At 71.3% G+C, this 26,998-nt stretch carries 22 protein-coding genes and 2 tRNA genes; 13 read left to right on the plus strand and 11 right to left on the minus strand.

All coding sequences use genetic code 11. The annotated features are described in order from the left end of the window. Positions 1 to 12: 12 nt before the first annotated feature. From BJY14_RS17755 to BJY14_RS46550, 9 genes are all read left to right on the plus strand, one after another. A complete protein-coding gene (locus tag BJY14_RS17755; RefSeq protein ID WP_179844634.1) occupies positions 13 to 687 on the plus strand; it encodes a hypothetical protein in 675 nt (224 codons plus the stop codon). A gap of 215 nt (positions 688 to 902) precedes the next feature. Next, entirely contained in the window at positions 903 to 1,649 is a 747-nt protein-coding gene (locus tag BJY14_RS17760) for a glutamate ABC transporter substrate-binding protein (RefSeq protein ID WP_312879289.1), read from the plus strand. A 28-nt stretch (positions 1,650 to 1,677) separates the two neighbouring features. Next, on the plus strand, positions 1,678 to 2,319 hold the full coding sequence (locus tag BJY14_RS17765) for a hypothetical protein (protein WP_179844636.1): 642 nt from the start codon (positions 1,678 to 1,680) through the stop codon (positions 2,317 to 2,319). Positions 2,320 to 2,335: 16 nt separating this feature from the next. After that, positions 2,336 to 3,373: an XRE family transcriptional regulator gene (locus tag BJY14_RS17770; protein WP_179844637.1), complete on the plus strand. Its 1,038-nt coding sequence runs from the start codon at positions 2,336 to 2,338 to the stop codon at positions 3,371 to 3,373. A 165-nt stretch (positions 3,374 to 3,538) separates the two neighbouring features. After that, positions 3,539 to 4,402, plus strand: coding sequence for a Sco1979 family transcriptional regulator (locus tag BJY14_RS17775; protein WP_312879290.1), 864 nt, complete (start codon positions 3,539 to 3,541; stop codon positions 4,400 to 4,402). Positions 4,403 to 4,507: 105 nt separating this feature from the next. After that, entirely contained in the window at positions 4,508 to 6,442 is a 1,935-nt protein-coding gene (locus BJY14_RS17780; RefSeq protein WP_218905458.1) for an ABC1 kinase family protein, read from the plus strand. Between the two features lie 62 nt (positions 6,443 to 6,504). After that, positions 6,505 to 7,122 (plus strand): alpha-ketoglutarate-dependent dioxygenase AlkB, encoded by a 618-nt coding sequence (locus BJY14_RS17785; RefSeq protein ID WP_179844638.1) that lies wholly within the window; start codon positions 6,505 to 6,507, stop codon positions 7,120 to 7,122. Positions 7,123 to 7,195: 73 nt separating this feature from the next. Further along, positions 7,196 to 10,135, plus strand: coding sequence for a right-handed parallel beta-helix repeat-containing protein (locus BJY14_RS17790; RefSeq protein WP_312879291.1), 2,940 nt, complete (start codon positions 7,196 to 7,198; stop codon positions 10,133 to 10,135). Further along, entirely contained in the window at positions 10,132 to 10,254 is a 123-nt protein-coding gene (locus tag BJY14_RS46550; RefSeq protein ID WP_281382101.1) for a hypothetical protein, read from the plus strand. Before BJY14_RS17790 ends, BJY14_RS46550 begins: the two co-directional genes overlap by 4 nt. Before the next feature lie 26 nt (positions 10,255 to 10,280). Here BJY14_RS46550 and BJY14_RS17795 read toward each other — a convergent pair whose 3' ends face one another. From BJY14_RS17795 to BJY14_RS17815, 5 genes are all read right to left on the minus strand, one after another. Further along, positions 10,281 to 11,804, minus strand: coding sequence for a caspase, EACC1-associated type (locus BJY14_RS17795; protein WP_179844640.1), 1,524 nt, complete (start codon positions 11,802 to 11,804; stop codon positions 10,281 to 10,283). An 8-nt stretch (positions 11,805 to 11,812) separates the two neighbouring features. Beyond that, the gene (locus BJY14_RS17800; RefSeq protein WP_179844641.1) at positions 11,813 to 12,205 is read right to left on the minus strand and encodes an effector-associated constant component EACC1; all 393 of its coding nucleotides are present in this window, start codon (positions 12,203 to 12,205) and stop codon (positions 11,813 to 11,815) included. Between the two features lie 256 nt (positions 12,206 to 12,461). Beyond that, positions 12,462 to 13,943 (minus strand): alpha/beta hydrolase, encoded by a 1,482-nt coding sequence (locus BJY14_RS17805; RefSeq protein ID WP_179844642.1) that lies wholly within the window; start codon positions 13,941 to 13,943, stop codon positions 12,462 to 12,464. A 283-nt stretch (positions 13,944 to 14,226) separates the two neighbouring features. Next, positions 14,227 to 14,439: a DUF397 domain-containing protein gene (locus tag BJY14_RS17810; protein ID WP_179844643.1), complete on the minus strand. Its 213-nt coding sequence runs from the start codon at positions 14,437 to 14,439 to the stop codon at positions 14,227 to 14,229. A gap of 252 nt (positions 14,440 to 14,691) precedes the next feature. Then, positions 14,692 to 15,564, minus strand: coding sequence for a helix-turn-helix domain-containing protein (locus BJY14_RS17815; RefSeq protein ID WP_179844644.1), 873 nt, complete (start codon positions 15,562 to 15,564; stop codon positions 14,692 to 14,694). 871 nt (positions 15,565 to 16,435) lie between these two features. On the opposite strand from BJY14_RS17815, the gene BJY14_RS17820 reads away from it, so the two are divergent. Next, complete coding sequence (locus BJY14_RS17820; RefSeq protein ID WP_179844645.1) at positions 16,436 to 17,908, plus strand: Crp/Fnr family transcriptional regulator; 1,473 nt, start codon at positions 16,436 to 16,438, stop codon at positions 17,906 to 17,908. 189 nt (positions 17,909 to 18,097) lie between these two features. Here BJY14_RS17820 and BJY14_RS17825 read toward each other — a convergent pair whose 3' ends face one another. Beyond that, positions 18,098 to 19,423 carry a sensor histidine kinase gene (locus BJY14_RS17825; protein ID WP_179844646.1) on the minus strand — a complete coding sequence of 442 codons (1,326 nt, stop codon included), beginning with the start codon at positions 19,421 to 19,423 and terminating at the stop codon, positions 18,098 to 18,100. A 192-nt stretch (positions 19,424 to 19,615) separates the two neighbouring features. Here BJY14_RS17825 and BJY14_RS17830 point away from each other — a divergent pair, with 192 nt between their 5' ends. Beyond that, positions 19,616 to 20,497, plus strand: coding sequence for a LysR family transcriptional regulator (locus tag BJY14_RS17830; RefSeq protein WP_179844647.1), 882 nt, complete (start codon positions 19,616 to 19,618; stop codon positions 20,495 to 20,497). On the opposite strand, the gene BJY14_RS17835 is transcribed toward BJY14_RS17830, so the two are convergent. The 3 genes from BJY14_RS17835 to BJY14_RS17845 form a co-directional block, all read right to left on the minus strand. Continuing rightward, the gene (locus BJY14_RS17835) at positions 20,498 to 21,448 is read right to left on the minus strand and encodes a glycerophosphodiester phosphodiesterase (RefSeq protein WP_179844648.1); all 951 of its coding nucleotides are present in this window, start codon (positions 21,446 to 21,448) and stop codon (positions 20,498 to 20,500) included. Between the two features lie 117 nt (positions 21,449 to 21,565). Further along, complete coding sequence (locus tag BJY14_RS17840) at positions 21,566 to 23,248, minus strand: adenylate/guanylate cyclase domain-containing protein (RefSeq protein WP_312879292.1); 1,683 nt, start codon at positions 23,246 to 23,248, stop codon at positions 21,566 to 21,568. Positions 23,249 to 23,325: 77 nt separating this feature from the next. Beyond that, positions 23,326 to 24,747, minus strand: a complete 1,422-nt coding sequence (locus BJY14_RS17845; RefSeq protein WP_218905460.1) for an amino acid permease — start codon at positions 24,745 to 24,747, stop codon at positions 23,326 to 23,328. A gap of 272 nt (positions 24,748 to 25,019) precedes the next feature. On the opposite strand from BJY14_RS17845, the gene BJY14_RS17850 reads away from it, so the two are divergent. Continuing rightward, a tRNA-Asp gene (locus BJY14_RS17850) sits at positions 25,020 to 25,097 on the plus strand. Positions 25,098 to 25,117: 20 nt separating this feature from the next. Continuing rightward, positions 25,118 to 25,194 (plus strand) — tRNA-Phe (locus BJY14_RS17855). Between the two features lie 72 nt (positions 25,195 to 25,266). On the opposite strand, the gene BJY14_RS17860 is transcribed toward BJY14_RS17855, so the two are convergent. Both BJY14_RS17860 and BJY14_RS17865 read right to left on the minus strand, forming a co-directional pair. Then, on the minus strand, positions 25,267 to 25,689 hold the full coding sequence (locus BJY14_RS17860; protein WP_179844650.1) for a hypothetical protein: 423 nt from the start codon (positions 25,687 to 25,689) through the stop codon (positions 25,267 to 25,269). Positions 25,690 to 25,820: 131 nt separating this feature from the next. After that, positions 25,821 to 26,996 carry a tyrosine-type recombinase/integrase gene (locus BJY14_RS17865; protein ID WP_179844651.1) on the minus strand — a complete coding sequence of 392 codons (1,176 nt, stop codon included), beginning with the start codon at positions 26,994 to 26,996 and terminating at the stop codon, positions 25,821 to 25,823. Positions 26,997 to 26,998 lie beyond the last annotated feature (2 nt).

Raw genomic sequence — 26,998 nt, forward strand, 5'->3', positions numbered from 1 at the left:
AAAGGCACTCTCGTGGACACAGTTCTCGCCCGGCGCTTCACCGGTTGGACCGGCCTCGCCTCCGCCGCGGCCCTCATCGTCGGGGTCCCGCTGTACTTCGTCTACTCGGGCCCGCCGCCGGACTCCAACGTCCTTTCCCGCCTCCTCCTGCAAATCCTGGCCCTCGGATTCCTGCTCCTCTTCGTGACGGGTTTCCGCGAGCTGGTCAAGAGCGTCGACGCGCGGTACGAATGGGCGGGCAACTTCGCCTTCGCCGCCGGGCTCGCCTACGTTCTCGTCACCCTCGTCTCCAGCGGGCTCGAAGCAGGGGCCGTCATCGCCGCCGACCAGCCGATCGACCCGACCATCTCCGTCAGCGGGACCTACATCCTGTACGGGTCCATCGGGCGCATGCTGCTGGCGTTCTTCCTGGTCGCGCTGGGTTACGCGGTGCGGAGCACCGGCGCGCTGCCGCGCTGGACCGGCATGTCCGCCTACGTGCTCGCCGCGATCAACGTCGCCTTCATTCCCTCGCTCTTCTTCGGCAACGAGCCGGCCTTCTTCTACGCCGCCAACGGCTGGGGCACCACCGCCTCCCTGGGCGCCATCCTCAGCTACTGGCTGCTCACGATGGGCGTCGTCACGCTCCGGGGTGAGCGGAGCGCCGCCCGCCGCCTGGCGCACGGAACGCACAGGGTCCACGGCTGACTCCCGGGAATTGGCCCGACGGCCGCCGAAGGCAAATCGCCTCGGCGGCCGTCGGCCTTTCGGCGACTCGGCGCGAGCGGCGACCGCAAGGGAGTCCGCCTGGTTCATCCAGCGGCATTCCGCGGTCACCCCGCGTTCACCGTGGAGCCGTTTCCTCTCGCTAGTCATGGTTCGTGCGCGCCATTCTCGTGCTTCTAACTCTCGCACTCGCGCTGGTGGGATGTGCGACCGCCAGGGCCTCGATCCACCGCCGGGACGTCATCGTGGTCGGGGTCAAGTCGGACCAGCCCGGGCTCGGGCTGCGGAAAGGCGGAGTGTTCCAGGGGTTCGAGGTCGATGTGGGCGGCTACATCGCCCGCCATCTTGGGGCGTCCCACGTGACGTTCCGCGAGGTCAGATCGGACGACCGGGAACAGTTGCTGAGCCGGCGCGCCGTCGACCTGGTGCTGGCGTCGTACTCGATCACCCCGGACCGGGCCAGGCTCGTCGCCTTCGGCGGGCCCTACTACGTCGCTCACCAGGACGTCATGGTGCGGCGGAGCGAGACCCGCGTCCGGAGCGTGCGCGACCTGGCGGGCCGGAGGATGTGCCAGGCCAGCGGGTCGGTCTCGACCGAGCGGGTGGTGGTCGGCCTGAGCATCCCCGCGAAGCTCGTCCCGGGCTCCTCCTACAGCGACTGCGTGGCGAAGCTGCGGTCGGGGGCCGTGGACGCCATCTCCACCGGAGACCTGGTCCTCGCCGGGTTCGCCGCCCCGGACCTGAGAATCGTCAACGCGCCCTTCACCGACGAACGGTACGGGGTCGGGATGCGCAAGGACGACGCGGACGGGTGCGAGGCGGTGAACCGGGCCATCACGACCATGTACCAGGACGGGACGGCGCGCCGCCTGCTGGACAAGTGGTTCGGGAAGAGCGGGCTCACGCTCGTCCAAGAGGTCCCCGAGTTCGAGGGCTGCTCGTAATGTCGGAGGCCCTGGCTATGGTCGAGACGTGGCTGAGGACAGGGACGCTTGGGACGAGCTCTTGGCAGCGGGCTTCCTCCACGCCCTGCGGGAGGCCCACCGCGAGGCGACGCTGGCCGTCTTCGGCGGGCTGAGCCGGGCGGCGGGGTTCACGGAGCGGACGTACGGGGTCGGCGCCTTCGACGCGCTGGCGTCGCAGATCGACCGGGTCTTCGAGGCCGAGCCGCAGGTCGTCCGCGACGACCTGAACGGCTCCCCCGGCTGGCGGTACGGGCCGTACCGCGTCCTTCTCAAACGGCACGAGTTCGGGAACGTCCGGGGCATCCGGTGGGACCGCGACAGCCCCACCAAGCAGGCCGTGGCGCGGCAGACCTACGTCGAGGACCCGCAGCTCGTGCTCCCGCTGGGCATCGAGGCGCGCGACACGCCCGGGGTCGTGACGCTGGTGCTCGCGCACAGCGCCACCGAGGCGCCGCTGGAGATGGAGCTCTTCCTGGGCCGCCCCCGGTGGAACGCCGACGGCGGCACCGCCTGGCACTGGGTCAAACCCCTGGACGACACCATCGGGCCCGATCCACGTCGTAAGCTCGTCGAGCGGACGATGCCGCTGTGGGACGACCGGGAAGAGGACGTCCCGATGCGGCTCCGCGGGGAGACGAAGACGGCCTAGCAGAAGGTGGCGCGGGGTGCTGTTCGACTGCGAGCGGCTGACGCTCGCCCGGCGGCTCAGGGGCCTGCGCAAGAACCAGCTCGCGCAGGCCGTGGGGACGACGCCGAAGGCGATCGGGCAGTACGAGGCGGGCGTGCAGAGGCCCGAGGAGCCGACGCTGCGCCGGCTGGCGATCGCGCTGGGCGTGCCCGTCGAGTTCTTCCAGAGCGGCCGCAGCCCGGTCTCCATGGACGGGGCCCACTTCCGGTCGCTCCGGTCCACGACGCAGATCGAGCGCGACCAGGCGCTCGCCTACGGGCGGATCGCCACCGACGTCGTCGCCGTCCTCGAAAGGCTCGTCGACCTGCCCGAGGTCGACCTTCCCGAGTACCCGGTCTCGCCGGAGGAGATCGCCGGCCCTGGGCCCGCCGAAGCGGCCCGGCTGACCAGGAAGTCGATGGTCGAGCGGGCCGGGCCGGTGCCGCACGTCGTCCGGCTGCTGGAGTCCCACGGCGTGATCGTCCTCGTGCTGCCGCGGGCGGCCGAGCGGGTCGACGCGTTCAGCGTCGGCGTCCACCCGAGGCCGATGGTGTTCTTCAACCCGGCCAAGGGCGACTACTGGCGCAACCGGTTCGACGCGGCCCACGAGCTGGGGCACCTGGTGATGCACGCCGACGCCGAGCCCGGCGAGAAGATCGTCGAGGACCAGGCGCACCGGTTCGCGGCGGAGTTCCTCATGCCGGAGGCCGACATCGCCGGCGAGCTGCCCGCGGGCCCCGACTGGGACCGGCTCGCGGAGCTGAAGGCGTCCTGGGGCGTCAGCATGGCGGCGCTGCTCTACCGGGCCCGCACGCTCGGGATCATGACCGAGCCGGTGTACCGCAACGCGATGAGCGCGCTGAGCTCGCGCGGCTGGCGGCGCCAGGAGCCGGGCCAGGCCCGCCCGCTGGAGCAGCCGACGATGCTGACCCGCGCGCTGGAGGTCGTGGCGGGCGCCGGCTCGGACCGTGACCGGATCGCCGGAGACGCCCGGGTCACGCGCGCCGATCTGGACCTGCTCGTCCCGCGCCGCTGACCCCTCCTGGAACGCTCCCGCCCGCGCGTTCAACACAATGGCGGGATTTGTAAAGCGGCGGCGCCAGATACGTATCTCTGTCGAGAGGTCTCCTGCGCGTTCACCATTGCCTGTGAGACCCTCCGAGCGTATTGCCGGACCCACGTACGGAACGCTGGAGAACTGGTGCTTGACAATCGGCTGGCGAGTCCCACCGCGTTGCGCATGCAGCTCGGGGCGCGGTTACGGCGGATGCGCGAGGAGAACGGTCTCAGCCGGGCGGAGGCCGGCGAGGTGATCCGCGGCTCGGCGTCCAAGATGAGCAGGCTGGAGCTCGGACGGCACGGCTTCAAGATCCGCGACGTTCTCGACCTGCTCACCCTCTACGGCGTCGAGGACGAGGACGAGCGGAATGGCTTCGTCCAGCTCGTCCGGGAGGCGAAGAAGCCCGGCTGGTGGCAGGGCCACGGCGATATCGTGCCGGGCTGGTTCGAGCAGTATCTCGGCCTGGAACAGTCGGCGGCGACGATTCGCGCTTACGAGGTGCAGTACGTCCCCGGCCTTCTCCAAACGCGCGAGTACGCGCGGGCCGTCATCGGCCTGGAACACCATGACGCGGCCTATGACGGCCTCGAACGGCGCCTGTCCCTCCGGATGCGGCGGCAGGAGATCCTGCACCGCGCGACCGGCGCGACCACGCTCTGGGCGGTGATCGACGAGGCGGCGCTGCGGAGGCCGATCGGGGGGCCGCGGACGATGCGCGGCCAGATCGAGCACCTGATCGCGGTGTCGGAGCTGGCCAACGTGAAGGTGCAGGTGCTGCCGTTCGCGGCGGGCGGGCACCTGGCGCTGGGCGGGCCGATCACGATCGTCCGGTTCGCCGAGCACGACCTCGACGACGTGGTCTACCTGGAGCAGCTGACCGGCGCCCGCTACCCCGAGGGCCAGGAGGCCGTCCGCTACCAGAAGATCATGGATCTGCTGGGCATCCGCGCGGCCCGCCCCGCCCGCACCACGGCCTTCCTCCGGGACCTGCTCGGCGAGCTCTGATCCCCCGTGCGGGCGAGCGGCTCCCCCTCCGGCGGGAGGAGCGCCCGCCTCCGCGATCACTAACGTCCCCCGTGACATGGACGGACGAGTGCGCGGGCGGCGGGAATGAACGGTTCGGCGACGGTCGTCGCCTTCCTCATCGGAACGGCGATCAACACCTGGGTCATGGCGTACGGGGCGAGGAGCCTGCTCGACACCCGGTTCCCCCTGTTCCGGACGCTCGTGGCGGGCGCGGTCGGGCAGGCGGTCGCGAGCCCGATCATCAGCGCGCTGATCGGCGACCTGCGCCCGGAGCGGGATCCCGCTCCGCTGACGTGGTTCGTCTGCCTCGGCTTCGCGTGCGCGCTCCTCGTCTCGATGACCATCCTGGTGCTGTGGGAGGCGTTCGTCCCGACCGGGACCGTGTCCTCGCCGCTCTACTGGTTCGGCGGTGTGCGGTCGCGGATCGCCCGCACCCGCCGCTACCGGCGCATCTCGTTCATCTTCCTGCGCCACGGCCTCGGCCCCTACCTGCGCGGCCGCGCCCGCCCGAACGCGCACACCGCGCGCTCGTTCACCCACGCCCTCGAACAGGGCGGCGTCGTGTTCGTCAAGCTCGGGCAGGTGCTGTCGACGCGGCGGGACGTCCTGCCGCCGGAGTTCGTCCGGGAACTGGGGCGGCTCCAGGACTGCGCCGCCCCCGTCCCGTGGCCGCACATCGAGCGCGTCCTCCGCGAGGAGCTCGGCGAGACGGGCGACGTCTTCGCCGAGTTCGACCGGACCCCGCTCGCCGCCGCGTCCATCGCGCAGGTGCACCGGGCCACGCTCCGGTCCGGCGAGCGGGTCGTCGTCAAGATCCAGCGGCCGGGCGTCCGCGCGGTGGTCGAGCGCGACCTCGACATCGTCGGCCGCCTCGCCCGGACGCTCCACGACCGCGCCGGATGGGCCAGGTCGTTCGGCGTCGTCGACCTCGCGGCCGGCTTCGCGGCCGCGCTGCGCGAGGAGCTCGACTTCCGCGTCGAGGCCCGCAACATGGCCTCGGTCGCTGCCACCGCCAAGGGCGGCGACGTCGTCATCCCCCGCCCCCACGGCGACCTCTGCACGAGCCGCGTCCTCGTCATGCAGCGCCTGGACGGCGTCGCGCTCAGCAAGGCCGGCCCGCGCGTCGACGCGGAGGGCCTGGACCGGACGGGCCTCGCGCGCACCCTCCTCGACACGGTGCTGCGCCAGATCGTCCAGGACGGCGTCTTCCACGCCGACCCGCACCCCGGCAACATCCTCCTGCTCGACGACGGCCGCCTCGGCCTGATCGACTTCGGCTCCGTCGGGCGGCTCGACACCGAGCTGCGCGGCTGCCTGCAGCGCATGCTTCTCGCCATGAACCGGGGCGACGCGACCGCGGTGACCGACGCGTTCCTGGAGGTCGTGGCCCGTCCGGACGAGCTGGACGAGCAGGCCCTCGCCCGCGCGCTCGGCGCCTTCATGGCCCGCCACCTCGGCCCGGGGACCAGCCCGGACCTGGCCATGTTCACCGACCTCTTCCGCCTGGTCGCCCGGTTCGACCTCGCCGTCCCGGCGGAGATCGCGGCGGTGTTCCGGGCGCTCGCGACGCTGGAGGGCGGCCTGAGCGAGCTCGCGCCCGGCTTCGGCATCGTCAACGAGGCGCACGCGTTCGGCGAGTCCTACCTGCGTGAACGGCTCCAGCCCGGCTCCCTGCGCGAGGCCGCGAACGACGAACTGCTCAACCTGCTCCCGATGCTGCGCCGCCTCCCCCGCCGCCTCGACCGCATCACCGCCGCGGCGGAGGCGGGCCGGCTGAGCGTGAACGTCCGCCTGTTCGCCGACGAGTCGGACCGCCGCACGGTCACCGGCCTCCTCCAGCAGGTCCTGCTCACCATCCTCGCGTCGACCGCCGGGGTGATGGCGGTGATGCTGCTGGGCCTGAAGGACGGCCCCGCGATGACCCGGGACGTGACGCTCTTCCAGTTCTTCGGCTACTGCGGCCTGGTCGTCTGCTCGGTCCTCTCCCTGCGCGTCCTGGCCGTGGTCTTCCGCCGCTGACCGGGCCGCCCACCCCACCATTGATCGAACATGTGTTTGACTCGGGCCGGTACAGTGGGGGAATGTTCCAAGGGTCGTTGCTGGACGGCACGGACGAGAGCGGTCCGCGGCCTCTGAGCGCGGTACGGCGGACGCCGCTGGAGCACGGCGCGTGGGTGGACGTCCTGCCCGGCTGGATCCCCAACGCGGACGCGCTGTTCGAGCGGCTGCTCACGTCCGTCCCGTGGCGGGCCGAGCGGCGGCGCATGTACGACAAGGTCGTCGACGTCCCGCGCCTCCTGGCGTTCTACGACGAGAAGGCGGAACTGCCCGATCCCGTCCTGGACGAGGCGAAGGCGGCGCTCGACGAGCACTACGCCGCGGAACTCGGCGAGCCGTTCCGGACGGCCGGCCTCTGCCTCTACCGGGACGGGCGCGACAGCGTGGCGTGGCACGGCGACACCATCGGGCGCGGCTCCACGCACGACACGATGGTGGCGATCCTGTCGGTCGGCACCCCGAGGAGCCTGCTGCTCCGCCCGCGCGGCGGCGGTCCCGCGATCCGGCGCGACCTGGGCCACGGCGACCTCATCGTCATGGGCGGGAGCTGCCAGCGGACGTGGGAGCACGCCATTCCGAAGAGCGCCCGCGTGACGGGCCCCCGGATCAGCGTCCAGTTCAGGCCGCGCGGGGTCCGCTGAGCAAAGCGGGCACACCTCGCCTCATGGCACCATGAACGGTGATTCGTGAGGAGGCCCGTTGCAGCGTCTGGTCGTGTCACACTCCTCCCCCCGGGCGTATCGGACGGTACTGGACGCGTTGCAAGCGCCGGTGCCCTACGCCGACGCCGGGCGGCACATCCTGATCGAGCCGGGTTCGTATCCGAACACAGGGTTCCGCAGTTCGGGCGACTTCGTCCTGACGGCCGTCGGCGGGCCGGGCACGGTCACCCTGGACGGCGCCACGGACGCGACGATCGAGGTCACCGGAATGGTGACGCTCCAGGGGCTCATCGTCCGCAACTGGAGCGACGAGGGCCTCGCGTTGGACACCGCAGAGGGCAGCGTCCTGGCGGAGCACTGCGAGTTCGTGAGCCGCTCCGACGTGGCCGTGCGCGCGGCCTCCGGCGCGCAACTGGCGCTGAAGCAGTGCCAGGTCCAGGACGGCGCGATCGTGTACGCCGCCGCGTCCGGGATCGTGGAGGGCACCTCCGTCACCGGAGCCGAGGGCAACGCGATCGCCATCCGCAGCGGCAGCACGGTCACCCTCCGGGCGTGCCGGATCAGCGACGCGGGCGGCCACGGCATCTGGGTGACCGAGGGGTCGCGCCCGCTGATCGAGCAGTGCACGATCAGCGGCCCGACGAGCGCCGGGATCCGGGTGGACGACCGCGCGGACGCGGCGATCCGCAACTGCGCGTTCCACAGCTCGGGCCAGTCGTCCCTGATCGCTCTGGACAGGGGCAAGGCGGTCGCGGAGGACTGCCTGATCGAGGACGCGGGCGCCGACGCGCTGTGGGTGGCGACCAACGGCTCGCTGACCGCGCGGCGGATCAGGATGGAGGCCCCGCAGCGGACCGGCGTGGTCGTCGAGAAGGGCGTCGCCCTCCTGGAGGACTGCGAGATCAACGGGGCGGGCACCAACGGCCTGTCCCTCATCGCGCACGCGGACGTCACGTTCGTCCGGGGCCGGATCAGCGACACGGGGAAGATCGGCGCTGGGCTCGCCTCCGGCGCGCGCGTCGTGCTGGACGGGACGACGATCAGCGGCAGCGGGCTCGCCGGGGTGAGCGTGGAGGGCGGCGGCCGGCTCGCCCTCCGCAACTGCACGGTGGTGGACAACCACGGCGCGGGCGTCATCGCGGGCGAGGGCGCGCACATCGACGTGAGCGGCCTGATCAGCGAGCGCAACCAGCGGCCGGACAAGCTCGACGGCGGCCCGCAGGCCGGGACGACCGCGCAGGTCACCGTGCCGACGCAGGCGGAAGAGGCCCCGGCCGCGGCGAAGCCCAGGACGGTGCCGCCGCCCGGGGAGGGCACCGGCGGGCCGTCGGCGGACGTGCTGCTGGCCGAGTTGGACGCGATGATCGGTCTGGCCGGGGTCAAGCGTGAGATCCGCATTCTGGCGAATCTGCAGAAGGTGGCCGAGCAGCGGCGGTTGGCGGGGCTCCCGCCGGGTTCGGCGAAGGGCCGGCACATGGTCTTCGCGGGCCCGCCCGGCACTGGTAAGACCACCGTGGCGCGGCTGTACGGCGGCATCCTCGCAGCGCTGGGTGTGGTGGAGAAGGGCCAGGTGGTCGAGGTCAGCCGGGCCGATCTGGTGTCGGAGAACATCGGTGGGACGGCGCTGCGCACGACCGAGGTGTTCGACCGCGCTCGCGGCGGTGTGCTGTTCATCGACGAGGCCTACACGCTGTCGCGCAAGGCGACCGGCACCGACTTCGGGCAGGAGGCCATCGACACCCTGGTCAAGCTGATGGAGGACCACCGCGACGAGGTCGTGGTCATCGCTGCCGGATACTCGGCCGAGATGCGCGAGTTCCTCGCCGCCAACCCGGGCCTCAGCTCGCGGTTCTCCCGCACGGTGGAGTTCGAGAACTACAGCCCAGCCGAACTCGTCCAGATCGTCGAGACCCAGGCCGACAAGGACGGCTACCAGCTCGCCGAGGACGCGCGCACCGCGCTCCTGGCGCACTTCACCTCCATGAAGCGCGACGCCTCCTTCGGCAACGGCCGCGCCGCACGCCGCGTCTTCGAAGCGGCGGTGGAACGCCAGGCGCAACGCCTGGCCGACATGGAAGAACTGCCCTCCGGCGAGGAGCTGTCCCGGCTGATCGCCGAAGACCTCGACGTCGACACCGGCCTGGCCGCCCGGTTCGGAGAGGCCCGCGACCCCGACCAGGTCGGCAACCTGCTGGCGCGGCTGGCCGCGATGACCGGACTGGACGAGGTCAAACGCGACATCCGCGACCTGCTCGACCTGATCGCCTCGGCCCGGCGCCGCCGCGCCGCCGGCCTGGAGGCCGAACCCTTCACCGGCCACCTGATCTTCGCCGGCCCCCCCGGCACCGGCAAGACCACCGTCGCCCGCCTCTACGGAGAACTCCTCACCGCCCTGGGCGTCCTGGCACAAGGCCAGGTCGTCGAAGCCGCACGCCTCGACCTGGTCGGACAGTACGTCGGACACACCGCACAGAAGACCAGCGAGGTCTTCGAACGCGCCCGCGGCGGCGTCCTGTTCATCGACGAGGCCTACTCCCTGTCGCGTCCGGGCGGCTCGGGCCACGATTTCGGGCAGGAGGCCATCGACACCCTGGTCAAGCTGATGGAGGACCACCGCGACGAGGTCATCGTGATCGCGGCCGGATACACCTCGGAGATGAAGGGGTTCCTGGCCACCAACCCGGGCCTGGCGTCGCGTTTCGCGCGCACCCTCACCTTCCGCCCCTACGAGGTCGACGGCCTGGTCTCGATCTTCCTGGGCAAGGCCAAGACGGCCGACTACCGCGTCCCGGAACCCACCCAGCAGGCCCTCACCACCTACCTGGCGGCCAACCGCGACCGGTTCCGCGAGGGCAACGGACGCGAGATCGACAAACTCTTCCGTTCCGCGGTGACCGCCCACGCCCGCCGCACCGAACAACTCGCCAACACCGGCGCCGAACTCACCACCGAACAACTCGCCACCCTCCTGCCCGAGGACATCACTCCGTGATCTCGCTCGCCGAGATCACCGCCGCGACGCGCGCCCAGCGGGCCACCGCCGATCGACTGGACGACGACGAGGCCCGCGCGCCCGCCCTGCTCCCGGGTGGACGCGCGGCCACGTACTGACGCCGAGAGCGTCGGTCTCCCTTCCTCTACTGACCGCCCGTCGCGGCGCGGCCGCCGAGGTCGCCGCGACGCCCGTCCGGCCGGCGCCCGCCGTAGGCGACACGCTGTGCCAGAGCGCCGAGGAACCTGATCCGGGCCGACCCTCGCCGGGCGAGCTGGATCAGGCAGTAGCCGCGCAGCGCGCAGGGCAGGACGAGAAAGATCACCATGAAGGCGGTGAGGAAGGGGTCGTCATCGGGCACCGGGGCGGAGCCGTACCGGAGCCCGCTGTAGATCACGAAAGGGATCATCATCGCGATGAAGTAGGAGACCGTCAGCGCATCGATGAGAGCGCACTGCATCGCGTGGTACCGGACGTCCCGGCTTCTGCCGAACATGAGGGTCAAGCTGCTGAAGAACGGCATGAAGTAGGCCAGAACCGAACGGCTGCGAAGAGGCTCCACCCCGGTGGCGCCCGCCGGCGCCATCACGGGAGGGCGCGGCGCCGGGACCGGCGGCGGAGCGGGCGGCGTCCACACCCCGCCGGGCTCTGGGCCAGGCCGCGGCAGGACCGGGGCCCGGTGCCGCTCGCGGAACGGGCCGGCCCGCTCGATCTCCGCGACGGCTTCGGCCGCGCCGCCGGCCACCGTGCGGCTGTCGTCTCCGAGCAGCGCCTTCAGCCGCTCGTACGCGAGCAGCCCGGCCTCGTCCCCGGCCAGCGCCAGATCCTTGAGCGTGCCGACGGCGGCGGCGCGCACCGACGCCAGCGGATGGCCGGCCGCCGAACGCACCTCCTCAGGCAGCTCGGGGGGCCGGAGCGTGCCGGGGCTGCGGGCGACGATCAACTCACCGCTGACATCGGAGAACTTGGTCGGCGTCTGATTCGGGTTCACGGCCGTGACCTGCGAGTACGTGTAGTCGTAGAGCTCGTCGACGGAGATGCGCCCGTCCCGGTCGCGGTCGGCCTCGCCGGTCACGAGGCCCCGGACCAGGGCTTCGGTGAAGATCGACGGACGGCCGCCCTCCTCCCTGGTGCCGTAGCGGGAGATCTCCTTGGTGACGCGCTGCCGGTCGAGCTCGAACGCGTACTCCAGCGCCGAGGACGACGAGAGGATCGCCCGGCCGGAGCCGCTCAGCCGCTCGTTGATTCCGACGCCGCCCGGGCCGCGCACCACCATGCCTTCGACGAACGCCCCGCTGTAGCAGCAGTCGAGAAGCAGGATGATGTTGCGCGACATGCTGTGGGACATCTGCTCGCTCACGAAGGCCGACGCGATCCCCGTCGAGCCGAGCCGCTTGACCCGGGTGTTGGTCGTCGCGAAGTAGAGGCGTCCGGCATCGTCCTTGACCCCGTGGCACGAGACGTACAGCAGCAGGACGTCGTCGGGCTGCTTGTCGCAGAAGAAGTCCTCGATCGCGGCGTTGACCTCGTGAGCCTGCCGGTTGAAGACGTCCTCCACCGCGAACCCGCCGATGCGCGGGTCCGCGAGGGCGGCCGCCAGCGCCCGCACGTCGTGGGCGGGCGACCGCAGCGAGCCGAGCCCCGGATCCTCGTACCGGTCCGACGCCACGAGAAGCGCTAGTCTCCTCGGCCGTCCAGGCTCCGGTCCCCTGCTTCCCCGTCGCACGCCAGCAGCCATTCGAGCAGTTCCCGCCGTTCCCCCGGAGTCGCCGCGGACAGTTCCACCGATCTGTCGCCACAACTGATCTTCAGGCCCCCTCTCCGGGGGCCGACCCATTCGAAGACACCGTTCACGAAGGCCTTGAAGGCCGCCGTTCCGGCGAGGCCCACCACGAGCGTCGAGATGGCGACCGCCGATGCCGCCTTCGCTCCCGCGGGCGCCTCGACCGGTCGCCGATCGGTCCGCAGTCCGAGTCTTCGCAGGTCCCTGAGGAGGTTGCGGCTGAGCTGGTCCAGCCGCACCGGATCGGCATCGTGGTCGAAGATCTCGACCAGGAGTGTCCGCGCCATCGATCGCCCCGTCCGAATTCCGTCGCGTTCCGCCGTCCATCAATGGACGCGCGGCCCGGTGGCGCGGGGGGCGACCGCGGGGTATCGATCTGGAATACACCGGCGAGTAGCCGCCACAAATCCCCCCATATTTAAATGCTCATCCGCGCGATCGCGGCGCTTCACGTGGAAAACACGGAAACCATGGCGGTCGCACAAGAGCGGCGAAGGGACCGGCTCGCGGTGACACCGGTCCCCTCGCCTTCTCGGTGGAGGGTCAGGCCGCCGGGCAGGTGGTGGCGGGCGGGGGGAGGGTGAGGGAGGTCAGGTAGGCGTCGATGGCGTTCTGCATGCAGGGGCCGCGGTTGTAGCTGCCGTGGCCGGCGCCCTCGTAGGTGAGCAGGCGTCCCGCGGGGCCGAGTTGCCGTGCGACGTTCTGCGCCCAGGCGTAGGGCGTGGCGGGGTCGTGGACGGCGTTGGACAGCAGGATCGGCGCGCTGCCGCGGACGCGCAGGCGGTGCTGCGGGTTGCGGACGGGCTGCGGCCAGCCGAGGCAGGCGGAGATCGCCATGACGGGACGCGCGAACGTCATGTCGGGGGCGACCTTCTCCGTGCGCCGCATGAGGCTCGCGTACTCGCCGTAGTCGCGGACGGGCAGGCTCCAGTCGGAGCAGAACTGCGCGGTGAAGGGGTCCGTGGCGGTCTCACCCGCCGCCGGGGCGGCGGCAGGACGCGAGCCGGGCTTGAGGGGCGCGGACGCGTCCAGCGCGGCCAGCCTCGACGCCAGCTCCGCCCAGTCGGGGCCGTAGAAGCTCTTGTAGGCCATCAGGACGAGGCCGAACTCCGGTAGCGCGGCACCCGGCGAAGAGGGGTCGGGCAGTTCCCCACGGGCAGCGCGGGCGCGCAGGTCACGCCAGACGGCCCGGACGTCCCTGCCGTGCAGGGCGCACTCCTGGGTGCGGCCGCACCAGGCGACGAACTGGTCGAACGAGTCCTGGGCGGCTGCCAGTTCGGACGTCAGGAAGCGCCGGGCGTCGGGGACGCTGTGGTCGTCCACGCTCTCCAGCACCATCGCCCGGACGCGTCGCGGGAACGTCTCGGCGTACATCTCGCCCAGCAGCGTGCCGTAGGAGCTGCCGTGGAAGGTCAGCTTCGACTCGCCGAGGGCGGCGCGGATCGCGTCCACGTCCCGGACGGTGCTGAGCGTGTCGGCGTGGTCGTAGAGCGGCCCGGTGCGGGCGCGGCAGTCGGCCCGCACCCGCGCGTTGTGGTCGAGGGTCGCCTGGAACTGCGCGGCACTCTTGATCATCGGTGAGGGCGCGGCCCTGAGCAGGTCGGCCGAGCAGGTCACCGGATGGCTGGCGCCGATGCCGCGCGGGTCGAAGCTGACGATGTCGAAGCGCCGGCGCAGCCGGTCGCTGAACCGGTCGATCCCGCTCTCGACCCTGGTCACGCGCTGGACGCCGGAGTCGCCGGGCCCGCCGGGGCCGAACACGAGCGTGCCGACGCGGGCGCCCGGGTCGAGGGCCTTGCGGCGCGCGATGGCGAGACCGAACGTGGGGCCGTCCGGCCGGGACCAGTCGACCGGCAGCCGCAGGGTCGCGCACTCGGCCTTGCCGTCGTCGCCGCACGCGCGCCAGCCGATGGCGGACGGCGAGCGCGGTGCGGGCGAGGCGGTGGCGGGGAGCGCGACGCCGGCCAGCGTCACGGTCCCTGCCGCGGCCGCGCCCAGGACGGCGAGCCTGTTTCTGCGCAGCATGGAGATCCTTCCGGTGCGGGGACGTCAGAGGCCCGCGTCCTCGAAGGCGGGCGACGGTCCCCCGCCCGGCCGTGGCGGGGGACCGCTGACGATCAAGCTAGGTGCGGTCCCCGCACCGGAACAGGGTGATCAGGGGCGATTCAGGGTCGGTTCAGGGTTCGACCAGGGGCGAACCGCGACCGCCCGTCCGCCCGCGGCCCTATCAAGAGTCGCCAATCAGTACGTCACAACGTCGTGGTATTCGACAATTCCTGAGAGAGGCGGGAAAATTGAGTCCAACGACTCAACGACCGTCCAGGTCCCCGTTCTGAATCGTGTTCAGGAGGGCCTGCCACTGAGCGGGGGCGAGGGCGAGGAAGCCGGCGGAGGGGTTGCGCGAGTCGCGGACCAGAACCGACGGCCCGGAGGCCGCCACTTCGACGCACTGGCTTTCGCCGCCGCTCGCACTGCTCTTGCGCCAGTTCAGCACCACCCTCGGGGTCGACCGGTACACCATCCAACCTCCATCCGTTGCCGACGCGTGCGCTCTCACCCGCCATTAGGGCGAGGAACACGCGCGGGGGCAGGCGGCCAAGTAGGGCACGACAAACCACGACCTTGTGGAAAATTTCCCGATCACGAGTGTAAACGGTTCTAGTTATCCCGCCTACAAGGGAACACAAGATCACCCTGTGTGCTATGTCGGCCACTCGCCTTGTGGATGCCGGATGCGGCGGTCACCTCCAGGTCGGGTCGGTCGCGGGCGAGGTCAGTTCATGAGCGTCTCGGCGGCCTGCCGCATCATCGCGACCGACTCGTCCGCCGGCAGCGCCTGGTCCAGCAGGAGTTCGAAGGTCTCGCGGTACTCGGCGACCCGGTCGTCCTCACCGAGGATCATCACGCTGGCGCCCGACCGCCCCTCCAGGTACAGGACGTCGTCGAGGTCGCCGTCGAACTCCAGGAGGCTGAACGGCCCTTCCAGCCCGAGGTGCGCCCCCGTGCTGAACGGGATGACCCTGACGGTCACCAGATCGTCACGCTCGCACACGTCAGCGATGTGGTTCAGCTGGGCGGGCATGATCGCCGGGTCGGTCCCGATCCCGACATGCCGGCGGATGACGGCCTCGTCGATGATGTAGTGCTGGCGCGGCGGGTTCTGCCGCTTGGCGAACTCCTGCTGGCGCTGGATGCGCAGCTTCGCCGCGAGCACCCTCGCCTGCTCGGAGACCTTGCCGGTGGACAGCACCTCGGCGTACTCGGGAGTCTGGATCAGCCCGGGGACGACCGTCCCGTGGAACTGCCGGATGTAGGCCGCACCCGCGGAATACCCGACATAAGCGAGAAAGTTCGGGTCCAGATCGCCGCGGTAGGCGTTCCACCAGGCGGGTTCGCGCGCACCCCGGGCGAGCGCCTGCAACCGCTCCTGGCGTCCCTCAGAGGTGACGTCGTACACCGTGAGCAGGGCCTGAAGATCGGTGCGGGTGATGGCGTTCTTGCCGCCCTCCACCCGGATGAGCTTGGACGGGGACCACTCGAGCTGCCGTGCCACCTGTTCCTGCGTCAGCTTCTTCTCTTTGCGCAGGCGGACGAGCTCGGTGCGCAGCAGCGCGCTCTGGACTATGGGGCCCTGGTCACTGACCATTGGTTCGCTCACTCTGAGTAGTGCATGCCACCCAACTGGATGCTACATGGCAGACGGGGACCTGGCATCCCACTCCCCCACACGACGCTACATGTCCCGGACATCTGATCTTCGCTCCGCCCACCAGACCCCGCCATATCGCCCAAAACTCGCGTCGGTAGCTTCCAGAGTGCTGCATACCGTCGGACTCTGTTGTAATGTGCTACATAGCAGATTAGCAGACGACGCGATGCAACGAGTCGCACTGCAACATCCGAGCACGGATGAAGTTGAACACAGGGTGAAGACCCGGCCGGGGACGGCGCACCGCGGCCGGGGCGAGACGCAGGCGGAGACGGGCCGGCCGCCGGCGGGGACGAGAAGGCCCGCCACGCGCCACACGGGGAGGCCGCAAGGGGAGAGGAGACTCCGGCGACGCCGGAAAGGCGGCACCGGACGAGGAACACCAGAAGAAGCGACGCCAGCGAGACAACAGAGTCGCCCGCCGCTTCCCGCCGATCAGCGGTTTGGCAGCCACGACGATCGGGGGGAGAGCGGAGAGCGACTCCCGGGGCCGCTGAGACAGCCGGGCCGATCGCCCCACCTTCTGCGAGGACGCAGAAAGATCCGGGCTGACCTGCCAAAATGTCTCTGCGGACTCATCTAGTCTAACCGCGACCACGCGGTGCGGACCATAGGTGATGTGACTCCGGTCACCCGCGGGCCATACCGGACCTACCCGGTATCCCGGCGGACCACGGAGTCGCGATTCGAGGCATGGGGTCCCTGACATGTCCAGACAGCACGTACCGTCCCCCACCTCCGCCGTCCACCCCACGAGTCCGGCGGGCTCGCCGCCGCCCGCCCGGCCGGGCCCCCGGCGGGTGAGCCGATGAACGAGCACGCCCGCCACCACGACCCGGACAAGATCGTCCCTACCGGGATCGTCCCGCGGCAGCGGTCCCTCCGGCAGGCCGAGTCCGCCCGGCGGCCCGGGTTCTGGCACGGCCTCACCACCATCGAGCGCGCCGCGTTCCTCGCACTCGCGCGGGAGGTCGTCCACCCGGTCGGCGCCGTGCTGTGGACCGAGGGCCAGGACGCCGACCACACCTTCGTGATCAAGGCCGGCTCGGTGCGGATCTCCGTGGAGCGGGACGGCCGCGAGCGCTTCGTCGCCTTCCGCGGGCCCGGCGACATCATCGGCGAGCGCGCCGCCCTGCTGCTGCGCCGCCGCTCGGCGACCGTCGTCGCCATGGACGCCCTCCACGTCCTGTGCCTGACCACGCAGGAGTTCGTCGCCTACCTGAGCGACCACCCGCACGTGGTCGCCGTCCTCGAACGCGAGATGTACGACCGGATGACCGAGCAGGTCCCAGGCCGGCCGCCGCAGCGCGCCCACCATCCCGGCGGCGCGGCGCACCCGTACGGACCGGCGGCGCAGTACGGCTCGCCGCAGCCGTACGCCATGGCGCAGCTGCCCGTGGTGCCGAACTACCCGTACGCGATGGCCGGGCCGTTCGTGGTGGCCGCCCCGTACGCCGCGCCCGACCCGCGGGCCGGCGGCGCGACCTACAAGGCCGAGCCCGCCGCCGCGATCAACGGCTCCGGCGCCGCCCCGACCGTCCCGTGCCGGACCGTGCCGGCCAACACCCTGCAGCCGGCCAACACCCTGCAGCCCGCCCGCTCTCTCCAGCCCGCCCTGGAGGCGGTCGTCGAGACGGTCGGCGAACGGCCGACGCAGCCCATGGTCCTCCCGGACGCCGACGCCCCGTCCTGGGCCGGCCAGAACTGCACCATCGTGTACACCGACGTCGCCGGGTTCAGCTCGCCCGACCGCAACGACGCCGACCGGATCGGCGTGCGCCGCGCCATGTACCGGGCCCTACGCGGGGCCTTCGACGAGTCGGGCGTCCCCTGGGACGCCTGCCACGTCGAGGACCGGGGCGACGGCGCGCTCATCGTGATCCCGCCGCAGGTCCCGACGGCCACCGTGATCGACCCCATGCTGGTCTCGCTCGGCGTGCGGCTGCGCCGCCACAACCACCGCGCGGCCGGGGCCGTGCGCGTGCAGCTCAGGGTCGCGGTGAACGTCGGGCCCGTGATGCCCGACCCGCCCGGCGTGTCCGGCTCGTCCATCATCACGACGGCCCGGCTCCTCGACGCCGGACCGCTCAAGGAGCGGCTCGCCGCGACCGGCGCCGACCTCGGCGTCATCGCGTCCCGGTTCGTCTACGACTCGGTGATCGTCCCGAGCCCCGGCCGCGTGACCGCCGCCGAGTACGAGCGGATCACCTGCCGGGTGAAGGAGTCCCGTCTCGAAGGGTGGATCCACCTGCGCGGCCTGGCCGCCCATCCCGCGGTCTGACCGGCCGCACGCCGGCCCGTCCCCCGCGCGGGCCGCACCAGCCACGACCCCGCGCGCACCGGCGCCGCGGGGTTCTCCACGTCCACGCCCTCCACGGCCCGGTCACGTAGCGAACCGCCAGGCGAGCGAAGCGGGCCTGGGCTTCGAAACACCCGCCAGCCGCGTCCCCAACCTCACGGGACAGAACAGCTAGTCGACCGGCCGGCCGTCGTGGTTGCGCGGTATCCGCAGCACGAACCGGGCGCCTCGCTCGCTGTCCTCGATGGTGAGCCTGCCGCCGTGCAGCTCGGCGATCTCCCGGGCGATCGGCAGGCCGAGGCCGGTGCCGCCCGGGTCGCGGGCCCTGCTGTCCTCCAGCCGGGCGAAGCGCTGGAACACGAGGTCCCGGTCCCGCTCGGGGACGCCCGCGCCGTCGTCGACGACCTCCAGCACGGCGGTGTCGCCCTCCCGCGACACCGTGATGTCGACGCGCGACTCAGCGTGCCGCTCGGCGTTGTCCAGCAGGTTCGTCAGCAGGCGGACGAGCCTCAGCCGGTCCCCCCGCACCGTCACGCTCTCCTGGAGGTGCGGGACGATCCGCTTCGTCCGGTCCGACCTCGCCACCTCGATGGTGACCAGCGCGGCGAGGTCGATCGTCTCGACCTCCTGCCAGGCGGCGGCGTCCAGCCGGGCGAGCTGCAGCAGGTCCGTCACGATCGCCTGGAGCCGCTCCAGGCTCTGCAGGACGCTCCGCGCCGTCCGCGGCCAGTCGACGTCGTCGGGGAACAGCAGCGCCTCCTCGATCTGGGCGCGCGCGGCCGCGATGGGGCTGCGCAGGTCATGGGACGCGTCGGAGGTGAAGCTGCGCTGCCGTTCGAGGGCGCCGTCCAGCCGGTCCAGGGTCGCGTTCGCGGCCTCCGCTAGCCGCCTGATCTCGTCCCGGCTCTCCGGCACCGTCACCCGGCGTCCCGAGCGGTGCGCGGTGATCTCCGCCAGTTCGGCCCGGATCGCGTCCACCGGGGCGAGGGTCTGGTCCACCGTCGCCCAGGCGCGCAGGCAGCCCAGCAGGATCACCAGCAGCGAGACGCTGGCCAGGAACATGAGCAGGCCGGGGCTCACGTACCAGGGGACGATGGGGACGGCGGCGTAGATCAGCCAGTCGCCGCCCGGCTTGAAGACGCGGAAGCCGATCACCCACAGGCACCGGTGGCGCCGCACCGGCGAGCACACCTTCCGGGTGCTGTACACGCGCGTCTCCGACGGGACGAAGCCGGCGAGCGGCCGCCGGGCCGGCACCCGTCCCGGCGTCCCCGCGATCACCCGCCGCCGCTCGTCCATGACCTGCAGCATGACGCCCGGAATCCCGTCGATCCGGCCGGGCACCGACCCGCGCCGCAGGGTGTACGACAGCCGGAGCGCGGCCGCGGTCGCCTCGCCGCGGGCGGAGTCGGTCTCCGATCCGCGCGCCTCCACGAGGATCAGCGTCGTCACGATCACGCAGATCACGGCGGTGACCGTCCCGGCAATAACGGTCATCCGCACCCGTATGGACCATGTGCGCCGTCCGTCCACCCGACCTCCCGCAGGTGAGGTAATCACCGCACACGCCGGGATCAGTCCTCCGAACAGCAGAGATGCGGCCAAGACAGGCAAAAGAAATGGTTGCCGGACCGACCGGGCAGGCAGAAGCCCGGGCACTGGAAAGCAGCCCGGCTAGCATGCTCGGTTATGGAGCTGCGCCAGCTTGAGTACTTCGTGGCGGTGACGGAAGAGGCCGGCTTCACCAAGGCCGCGGCCCGGCTGCACGTCGCCCAGCCCGGCGTGAGCGCCCAGATCCGGCAACTGGAGCGGGAACTGGGCCAGCCGCTGCTCGACCGCTCCGGCCGGACCGTCCGGCTGACCGAGGTCGGCGCCGCCGTCCTGCCCTACGCGCGGGCCGCGCTGGCGGCGGTCGAGGGCGCCCGGCTGGCCGTGGACGAGCTGACCGGCCTGCTCCGCGGGCACGTCACGATCGGCACGATCGACTGGATCCGGTCGCTGGACCTTCCCGGCATGCTGGCCGGTTTCCACCGCGACCACCCGGACGTCGAGATCACCGTCGTCCAGGAGGACTCCGCCACCCTGACCGAGGGGCTCCGCACCGGGCGGATCGACCTGGCGTTCCTCAGCCTCGGCGCCGGCCCGCCCGAGGGTCTCGCGACGCGGGTCGTCATCGAGCAGGACCTCGTCGCCGCGGTCGCCAGCGCCCACCCGCTGGCGCGCAGGTCCACGATCACCCTGCGGGCGCTCGCCGAGGAGAACCTGATCTGCCTGCCCAGGGGCACCGGGCTGCGGTCCGTCCTGGACGGGGCCTTCGCGGACGCCGGGCTGCGCCCGCGCGTCGCGTTCGAGGCGGGCGAGCCGCCCGTCCTCGCGGAGATCGCCGCGCACGGCCTCGGCGTCGCCGTGCTGCCCGAGTCCGCCGCCCGCGACCGCCCGGACGACCTGCGCGCGCTCCCGGTCGTCCGGCCGCGGCTGACCGGGCGGATCGCCCTGGCCTGGCGCGCCGAGGGGCCGCGCGGCCCGGCGGCGCGGGCGCTGATCGCCCGCGCGCGCCGGTGGCCCGCCTGATCAGGCCGCCCGCTCGGCGGAGCCGTCCACGACGCCGTGCAGGACGTCCGGCCTGTTGGTGATGATCCCGTCCACGTCGAGGTCGATCGCCCGTTCCATGTCGCCGGGGTCGTTGACCGTCCAGGTGAGCAGGTCCATCCCGGCGTCGTGCACCTCGTCGACGTAGTCCTCGGTCAGGCCGGCGAAGGGCGGATTGACCTGGTCCGCGTACTTCGCGAGCTTCGGCAGGTCCGCGGCCTTCGGGGTACCGAGCAGTCCGGTCGGCACCTTCGGCAGGACGGCGTGGAACCGCCGCACCGACTCCCAGTCGAACGACTGGACGACGAGGCGCCGCTCCCGCGGGTCGTACCGGAGCCAGGACGGGGACCTCCGCAGCTCCGCCGCGATACGCCCCTCGATGCCCGGGTACAGCTCGGGGCTCTTGATCTCCAGCAGCAGCCCGAGGCCCCGGTCGCGCATCGCGGCCAGCACCTGGCCGAGCGTCGGGACGCGCTCGCCCGCGTACTTGCGCGCGAACCAGCCCCCGGCGTCGAGCCTCCCGATCTCGGCGAGGGTGAAGTCGGCGACCTTCCAGGGACCGCGGCCGGGGTAGACCTCCTCCGCGTTCGTCGTCCGGGCCAGGGTGGTGTCGTGCATGATCACGAGCTGGTGGTCCTTGGTCTCCTGGACGTCCAGCTCGAACATGTCCGCCCGCTTGGCCTGGGCGAGCCGGAACGCCGCCAGCGTGTTCTCCGGCGCGTACGCGGACGCGCCGCGGTGCGCGACGTTCACGACGCCGGCGTCCGGATCCGGGGCCCTGGCGGGGGCGGTGCGCGGGCGCGGTTCCGGGGCGCCCGGCAGCAGGGACAGGAGCGGGTCGGGGCCTGGACGGGCGTCGGCGGGCGCCGCCGGGACGGCGACGGCCGCGGTGGCCAGGACGGCGATGAGCGCGAGACGATTCCGCCGGTGCATCAGTCACCTCTCGGGAGCCGGGGCTGTCCGCCCCAACCCTCGGCCCGTCCGGTGACACCGGAGTTACGGATCGGTAGCAGACTGTGTACCGAAGGTGACGATACGCATCGGGTCCCGTCAGGACGAGTCAGACACGGCCGGGCCGCCCGAATGACCTCCGGGCTCCTCGCCGCCGTCCGGCCCGGCGGCCCGCGCGCTCTTGGCCGCCTTCGCCAGCACCAGCGCGCCGAACAGCAGCCTCCTGCCGCGCCGGAGCGGGCGCCCCGGCTCCGGCTCGCGCCGCGGAGCGGGGATCACGGGAAGCGCGTGGCGGCGCGGCGTGCCCAGCCGTGTCGGACGGCTCCGCCCGCGCAGCGTCACCGAACGTCCGAGATCCCATTCGTCGGACTCTGCGAGGTGCGCCAGCTCCAGGACGGCCGCCGAGGCGAGCACCCGTCCCTCCTCGTCCTTGGCGAGGTCGCTGAGCCGGGCCGCCTCGTTCACCGGATCGCCGATCACCGTGTACTCGAACCGCTCCTCCGCGCCGATGTACCCGGCGACGACCGGGCCCGCGGACACCCCGATCCCCGCGTCCAGCATCGGCACCTCGGCGCGCAGCCGCACCGCCAGCTCGCGGGCCGCGCCGAGCGCCCCGCCCGCCGAGTCCTCCACCTGCGTCGGCGCCCCGAAGATCGCCAGCGCCGCGTCCCCCTCGAACTTGTTGATCCAGCCGCCGTGCCTGGCCACCGCCGACACCACGACGCCGAAGAAGCGGTTGAGCAGCCCCACCACCTCGTCGGGGCCGCGCGTGTCGGCCAGCCTGGTGGACCCGGTCAGGTCCACGAACAGGACGGCCACCTCCCGCGTCTCGCCGCCCAGCGTGACGACGCCGCGCTCCAGCGCCAGGTCGGCGACCTCCTCGCCGACATGCCGCCCGAACAGGTCGCGCAGCCACTCGATCTCGCGCAGCCCCGCGACCATGTGGTTGAACCCGGCCTGCAGCTGCCCGACCTCGCTCGCGTCGTACACGTCCACCTCGGCGCCGAGGTCGCCCCGCTCGACCTGCGCCATCCCGCTGCGCACCGCCTTGATCGGGTCGGCGATCGCCCGCGTCGCCATGTAGATCACGCAGACCCCCGCCAGCAGCGCGGCGCCGCCGAGCCCGAGGATCGTGATCGCGAGCTGGGTGACGTTGATGTCCGGCGAGGCCAGCGCCGCGATCGCGACGCAGATCAGCCCGAACACCGGGATCGCCGTCCCGAGCGCCCAGGCGAGCATCACCCGCGTCGTCACCCCGGGCAGCCGGAGCCGCTTCGGACGCTCCGCGCCCAGCACCAGCGCCGCCGCCGGCCGCAGCAGCCGCTCCGACAGCAGGTAGACGATCGTGCAGGTCGTGCCCGCGCCGAGCAGGCACGTCAGCCCCGTCTTCACCGCCAGCCGCCCGGTGAACAGGACCAGGTCGAGCGCCGCCCAGCCGAGCGCGCCGACCGCCCACAGCGCCCCGACGAGCAGCGTCAGCCGCAACGGCCCGAGCAGCACGGCCCGGCGCTGCCGCCGGTCGGGCTCTCCCCCGTCCCGGACGAACGTGACCACCGGACGCCACAGCCACAGCCCGCACAGCAGCGCCGCCGGAGCCGCGACCACCGGATAGCTGAAGAACGCCACCGCGTTCACCAGATGCACGTAGTCGCGGTCGTCCAGCGGCGGGTCGGGGACCACGAACGTCGCGAACAGCAGCACCACCAGCGATCCGATGATGTTCGCGACGCCCACCACGAACAGCAGGACCCATCGCACCCGGATCTCAAGCCTGCTGGTCACGTGCGCCTCCGGAGGGAAGGAACCTCCAGGAAGGATCATCCCACGGCGGGCGCCGTCCCGCCGTGGGATGCCCTCACTCAGGCGCTCGTGCTCTCCTCGGCCAGCGGCAGCGGCACCCGCGCCTCCTGCGAGCTGCGCCGGACGAACGGCCAGCCGACCACGACCAGCGCCGCCCAGGCCGCCATCACGTACAGCGCGATCCGCGTGTCGGCCTCCCACGCGATCGTCACGGTCACGAACGCGAAGAACGCCAGCACGGCCCAGTTCGTGTACGGCGCCCACGGCATCCGGTACGGCGCCTTCGGCAGCTCCCCGGCCGCGGACCGCCGCCGGTACGCCATGTGCGCGAGCAGGATCACCGTCCACACCAGCAGCGCGCCACCCGTCGACACCGAGGTGATGTACTCGAACGCCTTGTCCGGCACCACCGCGTTGACGACCACGCCGATGCCCATGACCAGCGCGGAGATGACGACGGTCAGGACGGGCACGCCGCGCCCGTTGAGCCGTCCGAGCACCTTCGGACCGTCACCGTTGACGCCGGCCGTCCGCAGCATCCGCGACGTCGAGTACAGCCCGCCCGCATTGCACGACGACAGCGCCGCCGTCAGCACCACGAAGTTGACGATGTCCGCGCCGCCCGGAATGCCGATCCGGTCGAACGCCAGCACGAACGGGCTCGCCCCGCCCTTGAACGCCGTCCACGGCACCACCGCGAGGATCACCAGCAGCGACCCCAGGTAGAACAGCGCGAACCGCACCGGCAGCGCGTTGATCGCCCGCGGGATGTTCTTCTCCGGGTCCTTGGCCTCGCTCGCAGTCACGCCCACCAGCTCGACGCCCAGGTAGGCGAACATCACCATCTGCAGCGTCATGATCGTGGCCCCGGCCCCCTCGGGGAACACGCCCCCGTGGTCCCACAGGTTCCCGACCCGCGCGGTGTCCCCCGCGTCGCTGAACCCGAAGACCAGCACCCCGATCCCGACCAGGATCATCATCACGATCGCCGCGACCTTGATCATCGCGAACCAGAACTCCAGCTCCCCGAAGAGCTTCACCGAGATCAGGTTCACCACGAACAGGACCACCAGCGCCACCAGCGCCGTCTGCCACTGCTCGACGCCCGGCCACCACTTCTGGATGTACTTGCCGGCCGCGGTCAGCTCCGCCATCCCGGTCGTCACCCAGATGATCCAGTACGTCCAGGTCGTGGCGTACCCCCAGAACGGCCCCAGGAACTCCCTGGCGTATCCGGCGAACCCGCCCTCGGCCCGCCGGTAGGTGAGCAGCTCGCCGAGCGCCCGCATGACGAAGAACAGCGCCAGCCCCGCCACGGCGTACGTCAGGATCAGGCTGGGCCCGGCCTTGGCGATGTTCTCCCCGGCCCCCAGGAACAGCCCGGTGCCGATCGTCCCGCCGATGGCCAGCATCTGGATCTGGCGGGTACCAAGCCCGCGTTGGTAGTCCTCCGCGCTCTGGTCTGGGAGCTTCGCGACCACGCGGCCTCCTCTCTACAGCCGTCCCCACAGGGGGATCCGGCGCCACCCTCCGATCACGCACGGTTGCGCAACTCGGACAGAGTAGGAGCCCCAAGCACAAACACGAAACACTCTTGTCCGTCCTGTTTCTCCCCGCCCGGATCGTCCCCTCACCCGCCCGGGGTAATCGAGTTGGCGACCCACTCGGCCATCGCGTATGCTCTCGGACGTCGCCAAGCGCCGGGCACACCGGCCAAGACACCCCTCCAGAGCCGATAGGCTCGGAGACGCAAGGTCCTGTGGAGCAGTTAGGAGTGCTCGCCACCCTGTCAAGGTGGAGGCCGCGGGTTCAAATCCCGTCAGGACCGCCAGACGCACCACCACGCGTCCTGGGCAGGTAGCTCAGTCGGTACGAGCGTCCGCCTGAAAAGCGGAAGGTCGGCGGTTCGACCCCGCCCCTGCCCACCACATCTGACCAGCCAAAAGGCTCGGAACCATTCATGGTTCCGGGCCTTTTGACGGCAACCCTGACGGCAACGTCTACGAGGCAACCATCAATCGTCGAGTTGCCAACGCTTCCCCACCACACGCGACGCAAGGTCGCAAACCCTGCTTCTGGGCCTCGCCAAGAAGCTGCTTAGACCAGAAGTCGCCCAGCCAGCCGCAACTGAGTCGACCGTGAAACACCTCCACGTGGCCATAGTTCCTCCGGTACACGATCGGGTCTTCACGCCAAGAGATGACCTCCGCAATCTCCGATGCGAAGTCCTGCTCTGCTGAGCCCAGGCCCGTCACCGTTTTGCGAGCTTCCCCGGGCACGTACTTGACCCAGATAGCCGAGGAGTGGCCCTCCTTGGCCCAGTCAGCGTACTGACGGGTCTTCTCAGACTGCCCAGTCAGCGCAGCCAGTCGCCGACGATGCCTACTGACCACCTGCTCCAGGCACTGAATCCACTCGTCCATGCCAAGCCCTTCATTAAATCCTCGCCACTTGCAAGGTTCACAAGCGCACAACATAGCGTCGTTGGAGCTGATTCCACCGAGGTTCTGGGGGCTTCGCATCATTACGAAACCCCAGAACAGCAAGCTTCAGGTCAGCCGAGCGCATCCCCCAACTTGCGGAGCGCCGCGCGCTTGTCGTCAAGCGAGGTGTGCGCGTAGATCGTCATCGTCACTTCGATGTCGCTGTGACCAACGATGTCCCGGACGACATTGGGCGCGATGCCGAGATGGAGCAGCAGTGAGACGCAGGTGTGCCGCATGTCGTGGAAGCGCATCGACTCCAGGCTGGCCGCCGCGCGGACGCGGCCCCAGCTACGGCGAAGGTTGTCCGGCTCCATGGGTGTACCGCGTCGGGACGGGAAGACGAGGCCGTTGTCCTCCCAGTCCTGCCAAGCGTCCGCCCGTTCGGCCGCCTGCTTCACCCTGTGCTCGCACAGGGCCGTGATGCAGACAGGAGGCAACGGGATGCTTCGCTCGGAGTCGTCGGTCTTGGGACGGACGAACCGTAGCGCTCCCCCGACCCGCTGAAGCGTCCGCGAGACTTCCAGCGTGGCGCTCTCGACTCCACTACCGGCGCAGTTCTGGCACTCAGCCCCGTCTACCTCGCCGCCCTCACCGTCGCAGGTCCGGCAACCGACGAGGGTGGCGTCCTCCCAGCGCAGGCCGAGCAGTTCACCGCGCCGCAGGCCGAGGCAGAGCGCCAGGACGTAGAGCGCATAGAGCCGTTCGTCGCGGGCCGCCTTGAGGACGTCGCGCGCCTGGTCGACCGTGAGCCCGCGGTTCACCTTGTACTTTGGCGCACCGACTTTGACGAGCTTGGCTACGTTGCGCGGGATGACCTCCTCACGGACAGCCGATTCCAGCGCGTTGCGCAGCACAGCGTGAATCAATTGGACCATCCGCACGGACGGGTGAGACTCGCAGCACTGGCCGCCCTTGAGGGCGCAGCACCGGGACACATCGCGGGCCGCATCAACACCGTGCTTGCAGCAGAGGCACTGCGCCCGAACGCGGTTGATGAAGGCCCGGACGTCGCGTACGGCCAGCTTGCCGAGCCGCTTCTTGCCCAGTTCCGGGATGAGGTAAAGCCGGATCACGCTCTCGTATCCCTGCGCTGTGCGCGGCTTTCGCTCAGGTCGGACAACGTTGTCAAGGGCGCCCGCTCCGCGGCCGCCGGCGGCCGCCCGCCCCGGCGCGCCGGGCATGCGGCCCTGTCCCGTCCGGTCCCGCCGCGCCACGTCGCCCGTCCGCCGTACAGCGTGTTGCATCG

The sequence above is a fragment of the Actinomadura luteofluorescens genome, from assembly GCF_013409365.1.
GTDB classification, from domain to species: domain Bacteria; phylum Actinomycetota; class Actinomycetes; order Streptosporangiales; family Streptosporangiaceae; genus Spirillospora; species Spirillospora luteofluorescens.

Bases quoted from the DNA above. Each gene is read 5' to 3' on its own strand.
- BJY14_RS17830 (WP_179844647.1), top strand. From the start codon at position 19,616: ATGGAGCTGCGCCAGCTTGAGTACTTCGTGGCGGTGACGGAAGAGGCC.
- BJY14_RS17810 (WP_179844643.1), bottom strand. From the start codon at position 14,439: ATGGTGTACCGGTCGACCCCGAGGGTGGTGCTGAACTGGCGCAAGAGC.
- BJY14_RS17800 (WP_179844641.1), bottom strand. From the start codon at position 12,205: ATGGCGCGGACACTCCTGGTCGAGATCTTCGACCACGATGCCGATCCG.
- BJY14_RS17835 (WP_179844648.1), bottom strand. From the start codon at position 21,448: ATGCACCGGCGGAATCGTCTCGCGCTCATCGCCGTCCTGGCCACCGCG.
- BJY14_RS17780 (WP_218905458.1), top strand. From the start codon at position 4,508: ATGAACGGTTCGGCGACGGTCGTCGCCTTCCTCATCGGAACGGCGATC.
- BJY14_RS17860 (WP_179844650.1), bottom strand. From the start codon at position 25,689: ATGGACGAGTGGATTCAGTGCCTGGAGCAGGTGGTCAGTAGGCATCGT.
- BJY14_RS17825 (WP_179844646.1), bottom strand. From the start codon at position 19,423: ATGACCGTTATTGCCGGGACGGTCACCGCCGTGATCTGCGTGATCGTG.
- BJY14_RS17785 (WP_179844638.1), top strand. From the start codon at position 6,505: ATGTTCCAAGGGTCGTTGCTGGACGGCACGGACGAGAGCGGTCCGCGG.
- BJY14_RS17815 (WP_179844644.1), bottom strand. From the start codon at position 15,564: ATGGTCAGTGACCAGGGCCCCATAGTCCAGAGCGCGCTGCTGCGCACC.
- BJY14_RS17820 (WP_179844645.1), top strand. From the start codon at position 16,436: ATGAACGAGCACGCCCGCCACCACGACCCGGACAAGATCGTCCCTACC.
- BJY14_RS17805 (WP_179844642.1), bottom strand. From the start codon at position 13,943: ATGCTGCGCAGAAACAGGCTCGCCGTCCTGGGCGCGGCCGCGGCAGGG.
- BJY14_RS17865 (WP_179844651.1), bottom strand. From the start codon at position 26,996: ATGCAACACGCTGTACGGCGGACGGGCGACGTGGCGCGGCGGGACCGG.